Raw genomic sequence first — 14,919 nt, forward strand, 5'->3', positions numbered from 1 at the left:
GATCTCCTTCAGATTCGTGTGCAGGTCGGACGCGCCGTTGCGCCCGACCGAATTCCTTCGTTCTCCACCGGTTGACGACAGCGGCCCCGGCGCGTCCGCCTCACCGGCGAAGCATGTCCGCCCCGGCCCGTGAGTCCTCTGTGATGTGGATGAGCGTCGGACCCTCCGCTGACTCGGCGTCGGTCAGCGCGTCCAGCAGCTCCTGCGAGCCGTCGACGTGGATGCCTCGGGCGCCCATCGCCTGCGCCAGGGCGGGGAAGTCGGGTCTGGTGAGCTTGACCCCGGAGGGCGTATCGCCGCGGTCTTCCATCTCGTTGCGGATCTCGCCGTACCCGCCGTTGTCGACGACGATGAGCGTCATCCGCACGCCGGCCTGCACGGCCGCGGCGAGTTCGGCGATGGTGAACATCGACCCGCCGTCGCCTTCGACGGCAACCACTCGAGCTCGGGGTGAGGCGAGTTTCGCGCCGATTCCGGCGGGCAGTCCGTAGCCGAGCGTTCCGGCCCCGGCCGGGTAGAGGAACCGGTCACCGCGGCGAGCCGCCCACCCGGTCTGCACTCCGTAGTAGCAGGCCATCGTCGAATCCGCGGCGACGATGAGCGGAGATTCCTCGGCTTCCGCGAACGCAGTCAGCGCTGCCGAGAGCTCGGCCCAGGGCCGACCTTCGGATTCCGCCGCCGAGGCGGTCCGCGCCTTCCAGCCGGCCGTCCAGTCCCGTGCGGCAGCCGCGTCGGCGTCGCTCCGCAGACCCGCCACACGAGTGTTCAGATCAGCGGCCGCGGTGGCAGCGTCCGCGAGGATCGGGTGGGTCACGGTCGCGTTCGTGAGCATCTGCACCTCGTCGATGTCGATGCGCACGACGGTCTCGGGCAGCGACAGCGGCTCGGGCCAGAAATCGCTGGACGCCAATTCGGTGCCGATCGCAATGACGGCATCGGCATCGCCGAGGAGTTCGGGCAGCACTTCGAGGAACCCGACAGCGCCGAGGCAGCTCACCGTCCGATCGTCGAGAAGCCCCTTGGCGTTCGAGGACAGGAGGATCCCGGCCCCGAGCGTGTCCGCCAGCGCTTCGATCTCTGTGCCGGCACCCCCGCCGAGCGCGCCGGCGCCGGCGATGATGAGAGGGCGCTTCGAGGCGGCGATCGCCTCGGCGGCGGTGTCGATCTGGGTCTGTACCGGGGCCGGCAGGGCACGGGTCACCGACGGGTGGAGGCGGCCGGGTCCGGTGGTTTCGATGAGGTCGAGCGGAATCTCGATGGCGGCCGGCCGCTTGCGTCCCGAACGCATCGCCGACAGGGTCTGTCCGACGGCCAGGGACACCTCGCCGGGGCTGGTGACGCGGTGGACTTCGGTGAGGACCGCGGACAGCGCCGCCTCCTGGTTGCGCACCTCGTGGAGGAGCCCGTTGCCGCGGCCCGGGTGGGTCAGCGGCATGCCCGGGGTGATGAGGAGGACCGGTACGGAGTCGGTGAATGACTGCAGCAGCGCGGTCAGGGCGTTGAGCGCGGCCGGACCGGTGGTGGTGACGATGACCTGCACCTCTCCGGTGGTGCGCGCGGCGCCGTCGGCCATGTACCCGGCGCCCTGTTCGTGGCGGGGAGAGACGATGTCGATGCCGTGGGCGCTCAGCTGCGCGAAGATCTCGAGGTTGTGGGTGCCGGGGATCCCGAACACGCGGGTGATCCCCTCGGCCTGGAGCGCGCGGGCCAGGTGGGCACCGCCGGTGATGGTCATCTGTTCCATTCTCATTCCTCGCTGTCAGGGTTCTCTGTGGTCACGACGAGTGCGTCGACGGCAACCGCCCCATCAGGGGCGACTCGCACGGGGTTGATTTCGATCTCGGCGATGTCATTGCTGCCGGCGACCAGCCGTGAGACGGAGACGATGACTTCGGCGAGTCCGTCGATATCGGCGGCGGGTCGCCCCCGCCACCCGGTCAGCAGCCGCGAGCAGCTCAGTCGCGAGATCATCTCGAGCGCTTCGGTATGCGACACGGGCGCCAGTTCGAGCCACGTGTCGGCAAAGAGTTCGGTCTCCGTTCCGCCGGCCGCGACCATGACCAGCGGCCCGAAGTTCTCATCCTGCCGACCGCCGACGAGGATCTCGACGACATGATCGCGGGTGTCCATCTCCTCGAGAATGTACTCCCCGTCACCGAGGCGGCCGACCATGTCCGCATAGGCCTCCTCGACGGCGCTGAGATCGTTCAGCCCGAGAGCAATGCCGCCGACTTCGGTCTTGTGCGCCGGCCATCCGGCCTTGAGGGCGAACGGCGGGTTGAGTCCGGAGTCCGGGACCACCTCGGCAGGTTCCCGGCCTCTGCCCAGGCTCACGGCGGCGGGGACGGGAACACCGGCGGTGGCGATGACGTCGCGGGCGGCGGCGTATCCGGTCCCCCACGGAGTGACGGGGCCGGTGACGTCCTGGGTATCGGTGAGTCGGCCGGAGTGGGCGGCGTAGAAGCCGGCACGGCAGAGCACGCGCATGGCGGCCTCGATCGAGGTGTAGGCGGGGACACCGAGCTCCCACAGTCGGGTCACGGCCTGCGAGTCCGCGCTCATCGAATGGACGATGACGGGCTTCTTCGCCTCCGCGACGATCCGGCCGAAGCGTTCGACGACGGCCAGCTCGGTCTCGAGGAGTTCGGGGATGTCTTGGCCGTAGCAGCCGAAGTAGCCGCTGAGGACGACGGCGTCGATGTCCGGGCCGGCCAGCAGCACCTCGGTGAGGTCGGCGTAGGTATCGAGATTCTTCTCCCCGGCCCCGTCGAGGTCGATGGGGTTGTCGACATGGTCGGCTTCGGGCAGTGCGGCACCGATTCGGGTTGCAGTGTCTGAGTGGAGTTCGTGCACATGGAGTCCCCAGTTCTCGGAGGTGTCGGCGGCGATCGCGCCTTGGCCGCCGGAGTCGGAGAGCACGGCGATGCGCGGGCCGGCAGGCAGCCACGCGGTGGTGAAGAAGCCGGCGAGTTCGACGAGCTGGCCTGGGGTATTCAGCCGGATGGCCCCGGCCGCGCGGCAGGCGGCATCGACGGCATCCATCGTCGAGGTCAGCGAACCCGTGTGCGATTTCGCCATCCGCGCGCCCGCCGAGGAGGCTCCGGTGGTGAGGATCATCGTCGGCTTCCCTGCTGCCCGCAGCGCTTTGAGCGCGGCGACGAGGGCGGGGCCGCCGGCGAAGGATTCGAGGTACAGGGCGACCTGAGTGGTGGCGGGGTCGTCGACGAGTGCGGTGAGGATCTCGGCGGCGCGGACATCGGATTGCCCGCCGATCGAGGCGAAGCGGGAGATGCCCAGTCCGCTGCGGGCCGACAGAGTCGCGATCTCCGTGCCGAGCTGCCCGCTCTGCGTGACCACGGCCAAGGAGCCGGGGGTGAAGTTGCCCCAGGCCAGGAGCAGGTCGTTGCTCGAATCGACGAGGCCCAACGAGTTCGGGCCGATGAGACGTCCGCCGGCGGCTCGGATGGTGGCGGCCAGCCCGGCCGCATCGGGCACGCGTGCGGAGATGACGAGGAAGGCGCGCACCCCGAGCTCGAGCGCCTCGGCGACGACTCCTGCCACGGTGGGACCGGGCACGGAGACGACGAGGAGTTCGGGCACCTCCGGCAGTTCGCCCAAGTGCGCAAAGGTGGGGTGGCCCTGGATCGAGGCGGCCTTCGCGTTGATGAGGTGGACACTGCGGCGGTCGGCTCCGCGCAGTGCTCCGGCGGCGAGCCAGAATCCCCATTTGCTGGAATCGTTCGATGCTCCGAGGACGGCCACACTGCCGGGATCGAAGAACGCGTCCATGCCGCTAGCTTTCCGGCACCGAGGCGGGGGCTGGGCTGAGGTCCGCGAGTTTCACGAGGTTCGTGTCGACCTTTTCCTGGGCGGCCTGACGTGGGCTCATGCCCTGGTCGCGGGCGGTGGTGAGCACCTCGGTGGTGAGGTCGCGCAGGGTCGTGGTGACGAGGGCGCGGCTGTCGTCCCAGCTGCCGTCGACGTCGCCGAAGGTCACCCACCACCACCAGGCGTTCGTCGCGGAGTTCGCGAGGAAGTCCGGGATCACGGTGACTCCGCGGGCCAGCAGCTTCTCTTCGGCGGCGGGCAGGACGGGCATGTTCGCGGCTTCGACGATGAGTTCGGCGCGGATCCGGTCACAGCTGTCAGCGGTGATCGCGTAGCTGACGGCGGCGGGGACGAGGACGTCAGTGGCGGCGGCCAGCCAGTCGTCGCGGTCACCGTCGTGGTCTGTCGGCCGCAGTCGGGCACGGTCGATTCCGCCGAATGGGTCGCGGCTGGCGAGCAGGGTTTCGACGTCGAGTCCGTCCGGGTTGGAGACGAATCCGTCGGCATCGGCGATGCCGACGATACGCAGTCCCGCCTCGGCGAGGTAGCGGGCGGTGGCTCCGCCCATGGAGCCGAAGCCTTGGATGACGGCGGTGGATTCGCTGGGTTTCCGGCCGGCGGCTTCGAGTGCGGCGATCACCGAGGTGGCCACGCCGAGTCCGCCGACGAGTTCGTCCTGAGCGACGCCGTCGACGATCGTGGAGAATGCGGTGTTCGCGCGGGCTTCGACGGCGTCCGGATCATCGACGAGTTTGTTCACGGCGGAGAGTCCGGAGCCGAGTTCGCGACGGGCGAGGATCTCGTCGATGTCGTCCTGGCGGACTCCGAAATCTTCGCCGAGGGCCCAGTAGGTGCGCATGATCGGGTTCATGGCGACGAGGAAGCGTTCGAGGACGTCTTTGGCTCCCGGTGCGCGGGGGTCGAAGTCGATCCCGCCTTTCGCCCCGCCGACCGGGACGTAGTGGCGGCCTTCGCGCAAGTGGATGGCTTCTTTCCGCGTCATGCCTTGAGCCAGTCCGCGCACCTCTTCGAGGGTGCAGCCCTTGCGCATGCGCAGTCCGCCGGAGGCCGTGCCGCGCACGAGGGTGTCGATGACGACGTAGCCGAGTGCGCCGGTGACAGAATCCTGCCACGTGATGTCCATGAACATAGGGCCTCCAGGAGGGCATCGGGGTCAGACCGCAGCAGAAGGTTACTGAACCGCGATTCAGTAGCGCTGTGACACCAGTCTGACTCGGCGAGGGCTGGCGCGTCAAGACCACGTGCGACGAGGGCTGGTCTCACCGCATTCCTGCTCTCCGAGGAGGGACGATGGATCAGCGGTCAGCTGCTCTCCGCTGACGGTGGGTTCTCTGCTCGCTATTGACGCGAAGGAATCAACTGAGATGGCTGAAGGAGTCAGGCGAGTTCGCGGGCGAGGAAGTCCTCGACCCAGACCGCGATCCGCTCGGCGTCGACGGTGTCGGGATTGACCATCATCTGGATCGCCAGGCCGTCAAGATAGGCCAGCATCCTCGTCGCACAGGCTTCCGTGCCGCCTTCAGGAGGCCGGCACTCCCCCGCGGCTATGCCCTCGTCCATGAGACCGCTGAGCACCGACTTCCATTCGCGGTCGAGTCCGGCGAACGTCGACTTCACTTCCTCGTCGAAGAGACCAGCCGACCAGGCGTCGATCCAGATCCGCCAACTGCGCGACGAGCCGCTGGGCATGTACCACCGGATGACATTCCACAGACGCTGCCGAGCCGAGAGCGCCGCTGAGTCCGGCTCCGCAACCGCGTCGGCGGCAGTGGCAGTGGGATGCGCGGGCGGCGCCCCCGAAGCGAGGTCCCGGGCATGGTCGATGTCCTGACGTCCGGCATAGCCGAAGGCCTCGGAGACGAGAGCTTCCTTCGTCTCGAAGTGATAGATGACGAGGCTCGCGCTCAAACCGAGCCGAGCAGCGACATCGGAGACGCGCAGGGTCCGCAGACCGGAGGCTTCGATCTCCTCGACCGTCGCCGCCAGGATCTCGTCCCGGCGCACGGCCGCGTTCTTCCGCGCCATCGTCTCAGACTCCCTTCAGGGCAATTCGACCTCGGCCGTCGGGCCGACCATGGCCAGGGCCTTCGGCCGCGAGAGCAGCCGACCGGCCATCGCACTGACGTCCTCGGCCGTGACCGAGCGGACGCGTTCGATAAGGTCCATCGGCGATTCCATCGGCAGTCCGAAGATCTCCGACCGCGCCAGACGATTCATCCGCGCCGCCGAGGATTCGAGACCGAGCACCATCGAGCCCGAGAGCTGTGAGACGATCTCGTCGAGTTCGAACTGGCTCGGAGCCTCCTGCGCCAACCGGTCCCATTCGCTCAGAGCCAGATCGACGACAGCCTGCGCGTTCTCCGCAGTGCATCCGGCGTAGATGCCGAAGGTGCCGACATCCGTGAACTGGCTGGCCACGCAGTTGACAGCATAGGCCAGTCCGCGTTCCTCACGAACGCTCTGGAACAGACGCGACGACATGCCGCCGCCGAGCATGGTCAGCAGGACCGAGTAGATGAACCGATCCTCGTGACCTTCTTCCAGGCCTTCGCAGCCGAGCATGATGCCCAACTGCTCGATGTCCTTGACGGTATGGGAGATTCCGGCATGGAAGTCCGGGCGCACGCGTGCGGCCCCACCCAGATGCGATCCCTTCTCGACCCCCGCACCCGACCAGACGTCGGCACGGGATCCGAGCCCCGCCTCGGAGAGGGCATCCTCAACCATCGCCAGCACATCCTCATGGGTCGCCCCACCGGCGGCAGCGATGACCAGCCGCGGCGGAATGTACGTCGAGGTGTAGTGGTCGATGACCGTGTGATGGCCGAGCGCCCGGATCTGGTCCTTCGTCGCCCCGACCGGGCGCGCCAGCGAATGCGAACCGAAGACGAGCGAATCGAAGTCGTCGAAGAGCACATCGCCGGGATCGTCGGCCGACATCGCGAGCTCTTCGATGATGACACCGCGCTCCCGCTCGAACTCCTCGACGTCGAGTTGGGCGTTCGAGACCATGTCGAGCAGCAGATTCGTGATGTTCGGCAGATCGGTCACGAGGCACCGCGAGTAATAGCAGGTGAGCTCCTTCGCGGTGATCGCGTTCGAGTCACCTCCAGTGCGGTCGAAGGCCGCGGCGATCGTCTTCGCGTCACGGCTGCCGGTGCCCTTGAACAGCATGTGCTCGAGGAAGTGCGTCGAACCCGCGGTCGCAGCGGATTCGTCCCGGGAGCCGGCGGCGACCCAGATGCCGATCGTCTCCGAGGCCAGGCCCGGCATGTGTTCGGTGGTCAGCGTCAAACCACCGGGGAGGACAGACCGATCGATTCGGCTGCCCTCCCCGGTGTGTGAACTGTTGAGTATCAGTTGTCTGATCCCTCGTCGTCCGACTGCTCATCGTCATCGGAGACCGGAGCCAGCGAAAGCTTGCCGCGGTCGTCGATCTTCGTGATCTCGACCTGGACCTTCTGGCCGACACCGACGACGTCTTCGACGTCCTCGACGCGCTTGCCCTCATTGAGCTTACGCAGCTCCGAGATGTGCAGCAGACCGTCCTTGCCCGGCGTGAGGGAGACGAAGGCACCGAAGCTCATCGTCTTCACGACGGTTCCCAGGTAGCGTTCGCCGACCTCGGGCACCTGCGGGTTCGCGATCGCGTTGATCATCGAGCGGGCGGCCTCGGCAGCCGGTCCGTCGGTGGCACCGATGAGGACGGTTCCGTCGTCTTCGATGCTGATGTCGGCGCCCGTGTCCTCCTGGATCTGGTTGATCATCTTGCCCTTGGGCCCGATGACCTCACCGATCTTGTCGACGGGGATGTTCACGGAGATGATCCGCGGAGCCGTCGCAGCCATCTCGGCGGGAGTGTCGATGGCGTCGTTGATGACGCCGAGGATGACCATGCGGGCCTCGTGCGCCTGCTTCAGCGCTGCGGACAGCACCGAGGCGGGCAGACCGTCGAGCTTCGTGTCGAGCTGGATCGCGGTGACGAAGTCCGGGGTGCCGGCGACCTTGAAGTCCATATCGCCGAAGGCATCTTCAGCGCCGAGGATGTCGGTCAGCGCCGCGTATGCGGTCTGCTCACCCTGGTCGGTGGAGATGACGTCGGAGACCAATCCCATGGCGATGCCGGCGACAGGGGCCTTGAGCGGCACACCGGCCGAGAGCATGGCCAGGGTCGAGGCGCAGACCGAACCCATCGAGGTCGAACCGTTCGAACCGAGGGCCTCGGAGACCTCGCGGATGGCGTACGGGAAGTCCTCGCGACTGGGCAGGACCGGCACGAGCGCACGCTCGGCAAGGGCGCCGTGACCGATCTCGCGGCGCTTCGGGCTGCCCACACGGCCGGTCTCACCGGTCGAGTAGGGCGGGAAGTTGTAGTGGTGGATGTAGCGCTTCGACGTCACCGGCGACAGCGAGTCGATGTGCTGTTCGAGCTTGAGCATGTTGAGCGTGGTGACACCGAGGATCTGGGTCTCGCCGCGTTCGAACAGGGCCGAACCGTGGACGCGCGGGATGACGTTGGTCTCCGCGGTCAGCGGACGGATGTCCTTGAGTCCACGTCCGTCGATGCGGACCTGATCGGTGAGGATGCGCTTGCGCACGACCTGCTTGGTCAGAGCGTTGAGCGCGTTCGCGATCTCCTTCTCACGTCCGGCGAAGCGCTCCCCGAGCTTCTCGAAGAGCTCGTCGAGGAGGACGGCACCGGCGGCTTCGCGCTCCTGCTTGTCCGCGATCTGGAAGTTCTCGGTCTGCTTGGCCTCGGCGAGCTCGCGCACGGCCTCGTAGACATCGTCCTCGTAGTCGCGGAAGACGGGGAATTCGACGGTCGGCTTCGCGGCACGACCGGCGAGTTCGGACTGGGCGCGGCAGAGCTCGGCGATGAAGGGCTTGGCGGCGTCGAGGCCTTCGGCCACGACTTCCTCAGTGGGAGCCTGGGCGCCGGTTTTGATCTTGTCGATGACGTTGTCGGTGGCTTCGGCCTCGACCATCATGATGGCGACGTCGTCACCGACGACACGGCCCGCGACGACCATGTTGAACACGGCGTCTTCGAGCTGCGAGTGGTTCGGGAAGGCGACCCACTGACCGTCGATGAGCGCGATGCGCACAGCGCCGATGGGGCCGGAGAACGGCAGACCGGACAGCTGGGTCGACATCGAGGCGGCGTTGATCGCCAGGGCGTCGTAGAGGTGGTCGGGGTTGACCGACATCACGGTGACGACGACCTGGACCTCGTTGCGCAGGCCCTTGACGAAGGAGGGGCGCAGCGGGCGGTCGATGAGGCGGCAGGTGAGGATCGCGTCGGTCGAGGGGCGTCCCTCACGGCGGAAGAACGAGCCGGGGATGCGTCCGGCGGCGTACATGCGCTCTTCGACGTCGACGGTCAGGGGGAAGAAGTCGAAGCCCTCACGGGGGTGTTTGCCGGCGGCCGTAGCCGACAGCAGCATGGTGTCGTCGTCGAGGTAAGCGACGGCGGAACCGGCGGCCTGCTGGGCCAGACGCCCGGTTTCGAAGCGGATGGTGTGCGAACCGAAGCTGCCATTGTCGATATTGGCAACGGCGGATTCAGGGTTGAGTCCCACGTAGTCTCCTATGTTGTGCCGGTGCGCGGTGGCCCTCATCGATGTGAGGCCTGCAGCGCTCGAGGAATGGCCCTCGACGTATGAGGCATCGCTCTGCCTTGTGCAGCGCGAGGCCCCGCGTCCTGCCGGCGGGATATTGGCTGTGGACTCTCCATGGATCCAGGCCGGTCATCGATCGGGGCCCACGGAACCGGCGCTGCACACAGGTGAAAGCAGATGCAGACGCGCATTCCTCCGGAGGCCACTACCGAAGACCGAAACGTCCATGGCAAGAGTGTCCACGTCCGAGTCTACCGCAGAAGCACGAAACCGCCGAAGCACCGTTGCGAAGCGGCACGCACCGGGCCGGACCCGGCCGCGGAAGCACGAAAGCGCCCCACCGAGTGGTGGGACGCTTCCGAATCGATCGGTGAGAGAAGATCAGCGTGAGCTGATCGGCTCAGACCGAATCAGCGGCGCAGGCCGAGGCGCTTGATGAGCGAACGGTAACGCTCGATGTCGACCTTCTGCAGGTACTTGAGCATGCGGCGACGCTGACCAACGAGGAGCAGCAGGCCACGACGCGAGTGGTGGTCGTGCTTGTGATCCTTGAAGTGCTCGGTCAGATCGGTGATCCGGCGGGTCAGCAGTGCAACCTGAACCTCGGGAGAACCGGTGTCGCCCTCGTGAGTTGCATATTCCTTGATGATCTCTTGCTTCACAGCAGTGTCGAGAGCCATGGAGTTCTCCTTCGTATCGTTGCGCGGCGCGAAGACCTGAAATCCTCGCACTCTGGGACCGCGGCCGGTGAAAACGGCAGAGTTCAGCGTATCAGGTGTGCAGGACCTCGCGCACATCGGCGATGTCCTCATGCATCTGCACGATGAGGTCGTCCATCCCGGTGAACGCGACCTGGCCGCGGATGCGGGAGACGAATTCGAGAGTCATCTCACGGTCGTAGACGTCGAATTCGCCGAACTCCTTGTCGAGCACATAGGCCTCGACCCGACGCGTCTCACCGTGGAACGTCGGATTCGTGCCCACGGAGATCGCCGCCGGATACGCCTGACCCTCACCGGAGAACGTCGCCCATCCCGCGTAGACGCCATCGGCGGGCACGAGCCCTTCGGGGTCGGTCGAGAGGTTCGCGGTCGGGAACCCGAGGTCGCGGCCGCGCGCATCGCCGTGGACGACGGTGCCGTGCAGGGCGTGGTAGCGACCGAGCTGGTCGGCCACCTCGGCGACATCCCCGGCTGTGAGCTGTTCGCGGATGCGCGAGGACGAATATCGTCCCCCACGTCCGACTTCGTCGATCGTCTCGGTCCGGAACCCGTACTTCTCGCCGAGGCGGCGCAACGTGTCGATGGTGCCTTCGTTGTCGCGCCCGAAGCGGACATCGTCGCCGACGACGACGATCTTCGTGGCCAGGCCCTCGACGAAGTAGGTGCGGACGAACTCCTCGGCCGTCTGGGCGGCGAAATCGAGATCGTAGGGCTGGATGAGGAGGGCGTCGATGCCCGTCTCGGCGATGAGGTCGGCCCGCTGCCGGGTCGAGGTGATCATCACGGTCGGGTCGGCTGGACGGTGCACCGTGCGCGGATGCGGGTCGAAGGTCATCGCGATCGAGCGCAGTCCCTCTTGCCGAGCGAGGGCGGCGACGGTCTTGAGAACCGTCTGGTGCCCGCGGTGCACGCCGTCGAAGTTGCCGAGGGTGACGACGGTGCCGACAGCGTCGGCCTCGACTTCACCGAGTCCGTGATACAGCTCCACCAGACATTCGCTCCTTCCGTGCACCGATTCAGATTATCGCAGAGATCTCACGCCTCCTAACCCACACCTCGCCGAGGCGGCTCCACCCGATCTCGGGCGCGGACGAACCGGCGGAGGCGGGCGGGTCACGCCGGTCGGGCGATTACGGTCGTCTGCGCGTCTGCGCTCAGGCGATGATCGCCCAGCCGACGACCCCGACGAGGGAGGCGAAGGCGATCGAAACGAAGGTGCCGATGATGAACCGCTCCCCCGCTGCCGCCGAGGATTTGATCTCGGCGAAGCGACCGAGGCCCTTGACCGCGATGACCACGGCCATGAGTTCGGGACGGCCGAGGACGATGGCCCCGGCGATGAGGGCACGTTCGACGATGCCGACCCACAGTCCTCCGCGCAGGACTTCGACATCTTCGGCTCCGGTGCGCTCGGGTCTGCTTCCGGGACCCGAATGGGTCAGCCGCAGGAAGGCGGGGACGAGGGGCCAGCCGATGAGTGCAGCGACGAGTGCCGCGCCGACGGCGACGAGGACTTCAGTCCACATCGAATGCTCCTTCCGCCAGCTCGAGATGGTGACGGGCGAGTGTCTGGGCGCCGGCGACGATATCCGCGGTCCCGGGAGCGAGCACTCGCGACACGGCCTGCTGGGAGACGTCGAAGCGGGCGGCGATCTCGGCCTGAGTCGCCTCGGGGTGGTCGAGCCGGTAGTCGACGTAGCCGCGCGATTGTGCGCGCAGTTCGGCCAGTGTGCTCACGAGCAGGCGCAGGGCCGCCTCGGCGAGCGAACAATGGTCCGCCGTCGCGGACCTCTCCCCCGGGTCCTCCCCGGAGCGGACGACGAGGTGGGCGGGAGCGGATTTCGCGGCTTCGACGGCTTCTCGGGCGACGTAGAAGGCCGGGCCCCGGCCCGCGGCCGTCGCTTCGGGCAGCGGTTCGTCGACCTCGCCGATGCCGATGCCGATGTGCCAGCCGGTGCGGACCGCGAGTCGGCGCACCGCCTCGGCGACGGCGTTCGCATCCTCCAGGGCTCCCTGGACCTCATCGCCGATGGTGCGGGCGAAGGGCACGACGGTCGCAATGGGGGCCAGCACCGCGAGGACCTCGGGCACGGCGTCGGCGCTCGTGCGCGAATTCTGCTGGTCGATGGTCAAGACGAACATGGTTCCAGTACAGCAGACCCTCGGCCGCAATACAAGAGTTTCCATTGTATTGATCGAATACAATCTTTTAGGTTGTTCAGGCGAGGTCGATGGCGAAGGCAGTGACGGATTTGAGTCCTCCGTCCGCTCGCACCTCTGCCACGGAAACGAGCGTGTCCTCGCAGATCACGGACACTTCCGTGCCGGGGAGGGCGTCGGCGGCCGAGTCGCCGGCCCAGTCGCGGGAGGCGACGATCTTGCCCTGCATGAGCGCCGTGGCCCGGTCGCGCGTGACCGTGACGACGGGCAGAAGGGTGCGGGCCGCCTCGGCGAGGGGGATGAGCCCGGGAGCAGGGTCGTCGAGGTCCTCGGGCAGGGTCACGGCCTGGTCGAGCTCGAAGTCGCCGACGCGGATGCGGCGCAGAGCCGTGAGGTGGCCGTAGACGCCGAGGTCGGCGCCGACATCGCGAGCCAGGGCACGCACATAGGTGCCCGAGGAGCAGTCGATTTCGACATCGACGTCGATGTGCCCTTCGTCTGCCGCGAAGCGGATGTCGATGACCTCGAACGCGGAGACTTCGACCCGGCGGGCCTTGAGCTCGACGTTCTCACCGGCGCGGACGCGGGCATAGGAGCGTTTGCCGTCGACCTTGATCGCCGAGACGGCGCTGGGCACCTGGTCGATCGGGCCGCGCAGGGCTGCCACGGCGCCCTCGATGGCGGCGGCGTCGATGCGCGCGAGCGCTGCGGGCTCGGCGAAGCGGTCGGGTTCGGAGTCCGCGTCATCGGTCGGGGTCGACGCGCCCAGTCGGATCGTCGCGAAGTAGGTCTTCGAGACTCCGGTGATGTAGGTGAGCAGTTTGGTGCCGCGGCCGAGGCCGAGCACGAGCACACCGGTGGCCATGGGATCGAGCGTGCCGGCATGGCCGACCTTCTTCGTGCCGAACCAGCGCCGGATCCGCGAGACCACACCGTGGGAGCTCAGGCCCTGCGGCTTGTCGCAGACGAGGATGCCCTGTGGGGAACTATCGCTCACTGAGGCCGACTTCAGTTGAAGGAGGCGTGCACGTGGTCGAAGTGGTTGGCAGTCGTGCTGCCGCGGTCCTCCATGCCCTTCCAGCCCTGGCCGGGCATCCAGATGCGCTGCTTCCAGATGACGTACTTGACGTTGAGGCTGCCCTGGTTCTTGATCAGGTAGTCGGCGATGCGGTCACCCGTGGCGCCGCTGATCATGATGTCCACGGCTTCACCGGTGTTGTGGTCCGACCCGGTGCCGGGGCGACGGCCGCCGAAGGTCTTGACTTCGGGGAACTTCGCGCACACGGCACGGTATCCGTTGACGGCGTTGGGCAGCAGACCGGATTCGATCGACGATGACACGCTGCACGACGGGGCGGAGGTGTCGTCCGAGGTGCCTCCGCCCTCGGTGGACTTGTCCTTGGACGAGGAGTCGCTGCCGCTCTTGGTCGCCGCGGTCGAGGATTCGGCGGTCGGCTCCGGCTTCGGCGTCTTGACCTCGAGGGTGGACTTCGAAGACTTGTTCTTGTACTTCGGGTTGTCCTTGACCTTCTCGAGGTACTCTTCGCCGGCCTTCTTCCGCTGCGCGTCGATCTCGTCCTGGCTCACAGACGAGGGACTCGCCTGCTCAGGCGTGGTGCTGGCGGCTTCGCTGGTGACCTCGCCGGATTCCGGCGGGCCCATCACGACGGTCGAACCGACCACGGCCGCGGTCGCTGCGGCCGGAACGGCGATCGCGGCGACGACGGGACGCTGCTTGACGGTCGCCAGCACGGATGTCGCCGTCGACGGCGCAGTCGCTGCGCGTCGTCCCGCGGGGCGCCTGCCGGGAGTCAGGTCCCGGATGAGCTGCTTCGCGAACGACGGCTTCGGTGAAGAGTGCTTACCCAATGCAGAATTCCCTTAACAGAGTCGTGATCATTTCGTTACCCGAAGAAGTCTACGACATCTCGGAAACATAACAAAACTGTTACGACGACGTTTTCTGCATTCGTGACGAAGATCGCCGATCACTCGTCGTCGGCGCTCTCGCTCTTCTTGTACGGATCGGCGTCTCCCGCGTGCTCCGCGTTCTCAGCCAGATCGGCCACGCGGGCATCGTCGGCGGCGGCCTGAGCGAGCAGTCCATCGAGACGGGCGGCCGCCTCGGGGACGGCATCGGCGATGAACTCGAGGCTCGGGGTCAGACGGATCGTCAGCCCCTTGCCGACCTCGGAGCGGATGAAGCCCTTCGCGGATTCCAGCGCTTTGCCGGTGCCGATGAGGTCCTTGTCGTCACCGTAGACGGTGTAGAAGATGGTGGCGTGCTGCAGATCTCCGGTCACACGCACATCGGTGACGGTGACGAAGCCGAGGCGCGGATCCTTGAGCCGACGCTCGATCGTGCTGGCGACGATGACCTTGATCTGATCGGCGATCTTGCGAGCCCTGGTGGGGTCTGCCATAGTGCTGTCCTTCGTGGTTCGGGGCCGGAGCGTGTCTCCGGCCCTATCTTAGACGTGGAATCGAACCGGCTCCGGCCGGTCCCCTGTTCCAGGGGCCGACCGGAGCCAACGGTTGCGACTCACATCGTGAGCGTGCGACTCAGACTG

At 67.0% G+C, this 14,919-nt stretch carries 13 protein-coding genes and 1 pseudogene; 1 reads left to right on the plus strand and 13 read right to left on the minus strand.

Features of this window, described 5'->3' with window-relative positions; genetic code table 11:
- Nucleotides 1–100: 100 nt before the first annotated feature.
- Genes ACPUD7_RS00395 through ACPUD7_RS00405 form a run of 3 tightly spaced genes read right to left on the minus strand, consistent with a single transcriptional unit; the run spans nucleotide 101 to nucleotide 4,978 of the window.
- Nucleotides 101–1,744 (minus strand): thiamine pyrophosphate-dependent enzyme, encoded by a 1,644-nt coding sequence (locus tag ACPUD7_RS00395; protein ID WP_425118789.1) that lies wholly within the window; start codon nucleotides 1,742–1,744, stop codon nucleotides 101–103.
- A gap of 2 nt (nucleotides 1,745–1,746) precedes the next feature.
- A complete protein-coding gene (locus tag ACPUD7_RS00400) occupies nucleotides 1,747–3,789 on the minus strand; it encodes an acetate--CoA ligase family protein (RefSeq protein WP_425118790.1) in 2,043 nt (680 codons plus the stop codon).
- A 4-nt stretch (nucleotides 3,790–3,793) separates the two neighbouring features.
- Nucleotides 3,794–4,978, minus strand: coding sequence for a Glu/Leu/Phe/Val dehydrogenase dimerization domain-containing protein (locus tag ACPUD7_RS00405; protein WP_425118791.1), 1,185 nt, complete (start codon nucleotides 4,976–4,978; stop codon nucleotides 3,794–3,796).
- Nucleotides 4,979–5,101: 123 nt separating this feature from the next.
- Here ACPUD7_RS00405 and ACPUD7_RS00410 point away from each other — a divergent pair.
- Nucleotides 5,102–5,194: pseudogene (locus ACPUD7_RS00410) on the plus strand (short-chain dehydrogenase); the annotation flags it as partial.
- Nucleotides 5,195–5,226: 32 nt separating this feature from the next.
- On the opposite strand, the gene ACPUD7_RS00415 reads toward ACPUD7_RS00410, so the two are convergent.
- The 10 genes from ACPUD7_RS00415 to rbfA all read right to left on the minus strand — a co-directional run bounded on the left by ACPUD7_RS00415 (nucleotide 5,227) and on the right by rbfA (nucleotide 14,772).
- Nucleotides 5,227–5,874 carry a TetR/AcrR family transcriptional regulator gene (locus tag ACPUD7_RS00415; RefSeq protein ID WP_425118793.1) on the minus strand — a complete coding sequence of 216 codons (648 nt, stop codon included), beginning with the start codon at nucleotides 5,872–5,874 and terminating at the stop codon, nucleotides 5,227–5,229.
- 15 nt (nucleotides 5,875–5,889) lie between these two features.
- Nucleotides 5,890–7,143, minus strand: a complete 1,254-nt coding sequence (locus ACPUD7_RS00420; RefSeq protein WP_425118795.1) for a M16 family metallopeptidase — start codon at nucleotides 7,141–7,143, stop codon at nucleotides 5,890–5,892.
- Between the two features lie 62 nt (nucleotides 7,144–7,205).
- A complete protein-coding gene (locus ACPUD7_RS00425; protein WP_135539382.1) occupies nucleotides 7,206–9,428 on the minus strand; it encodes a polyribonucleotide nucleotidyltransferase in 2,223 nt (740 codons plus the stop codon).
- A 449-nt stretch (nucleotides 9,429–9,877) separates the two neighbouring features.
- A complete protein-coding gene (gene rpsO, locus ACPUD7_RS00430) occupies nucleotides 9,878–10,147 on the minus strand; it encodes a 30S ribosomal protein S15 (protein ID WP_135539384.1) in 270 nt (89 codons plus the stop codon).
- 91 nt (nucleotides 10,148–10,238) lie between these two features.
- Nucleotides 10,239–11,177: a bifunctional riboflavin kinase/FAD synthetase gene (locus ACPUD7_RS00435; protein ID WP_135539385.1), complete on the minus strand. Its 939-nt coding sequence runs from the start codon at nucleotides 11,175–11,177 to the stop codon at nucleotides 10,239–10,241.
- Nucleotides 11,178–11,343: 166 nt separating this feature from the next.
- Nucleotides 11,344–11,715, minus strand: a complete 372-nt coding sequence (locus ACPUD7_RS00440; protein ID WP_135539387.1) for a hypothetical protein — start codon at nucleotides 11,713–11,715, stop codon at nucleotides 11,344–11,346.
- Entirely contained in the window at nucleotides 11,705–12,331 is a 627-nt protein-coding gene (locus ACPUD7_RS00445) for a hypothetical protein (RefSeq protein WP_135539389.1), read from the minus strand. The genes ACPUD7_RS00440 and ACPUD7_RS00445 overlap by 11 nt, the downstream gene beginning before the upstream one ends.
- Before the next feature lie 76 nt (nucleotides 12,332–12,407).
- Nucleotides 12,408–13,346: a tRNA pseudouridine(55) synthase TruB gene (truB, locus tag ACPUD7_RS00450; protein WP_135539391.1), complete on the minus strand. Its 939-nt coding sequence runs from the start codon at nucleotides 13,344–13,346 to the stop codon at nucleotides 12,408–12,410.
- A gap of 11 nt (nucleotides 13,347–13,357) precedes the next feature.
- Entirely contained in the window at nucleotides 13,358–14,218 is an 861-nt protein-coding gene (locus tag ACPUD7_RS00455; RefSeq protein WP_135539393.1) for a ligand-binding protein SH3, read from the minus strand.
- Between the two features lie 119 nt (nucleotides 14,219–14,337).
- On the minus strand, nucleotides 14,338–14,772 hold the full coding sequence (gene rbfA / locus ACPUD7_RS00460; protein WP_425118796.1) for a 30S ribosome-binding factor RbfA: 435 nt from the start codon (nucleotides 14,770–14,772) through the stop codon (nucleotides 14,338–14,340).
- Nucleotides 14,773–14,919 lie beyond the last annotated feature (147 nt).

The sequence above is a fragment of the Brevibacterium sp. FAM 24630 genome (assembly GCF_049804075.1).
Lineage (GTDB): Bacteria > Actinomycetota > Actinomycetes > Actinomycetales > Brevibacteriaceae > Brevibacterium.

Excerpts from the sequence above, each read along its gene's own strand:
- ACPUD7_RS00395 (WP_425118789.1), bottom strand. The coding sequence starts at position 1,744 with ATGGAACAGATGACCATCACCGGCGGTGCCCACCTGGCCCGCGCGCTC.
- ACPUD7_RS00400 (WP_425118790.1), bottom strand. The coding sequence starts at position 3,789 with ATGGACGCGTTCTTCGATCCCGGCAGTGTGGCCGTCCTCGGAGCATCG.
- ACPUD7_RS00405 (WP_425118791.1), bottom strand. The coding sequence starts at position 4,978 with ATGTTCATGGACATCACGTGGCAGGATTCTGTCACCGGCGCACTCGGC.
- ACPUD7_RS00415 (WP_425118793.1), bottom strand. The coding sequence starts at position 5,874 with ATGGCGCGGAAGAACGCGGCCGTGCGCCGGGACGAGATCCTGGCGGCG.
- rpsO (WP_135539384.1), bottom strand. The coding sequence starts at position 10,147 with ATGGCTCTCGACACTGCTGTGAAGCAAGAGATCATCAAGGAATATGCA.
- ACPUD7_RS00440 (WP_135539387.1), bottom strand. The coding sequence starts at position 11,715 with ATGTGGACTGAAGTCCTCGTCGCCGTCGGCGCGGCACTCGTCGCTGCA.
- ACPUD7_RS00445 (WP_135539389.1), bottom strand. The coding sequence starts at position 12,331 with ATGTTCGTCTTGACCATCGACCAGCAGAATTCGCGCACGAGCGCCGAC.
- rbfA (WP_425118796.1), bottom strand. The coding sequence starts at position 14,772 with ATGGCAGACCCCACCAGGGCTCGCAAGATCGCCGATCAGATCAAGGTC.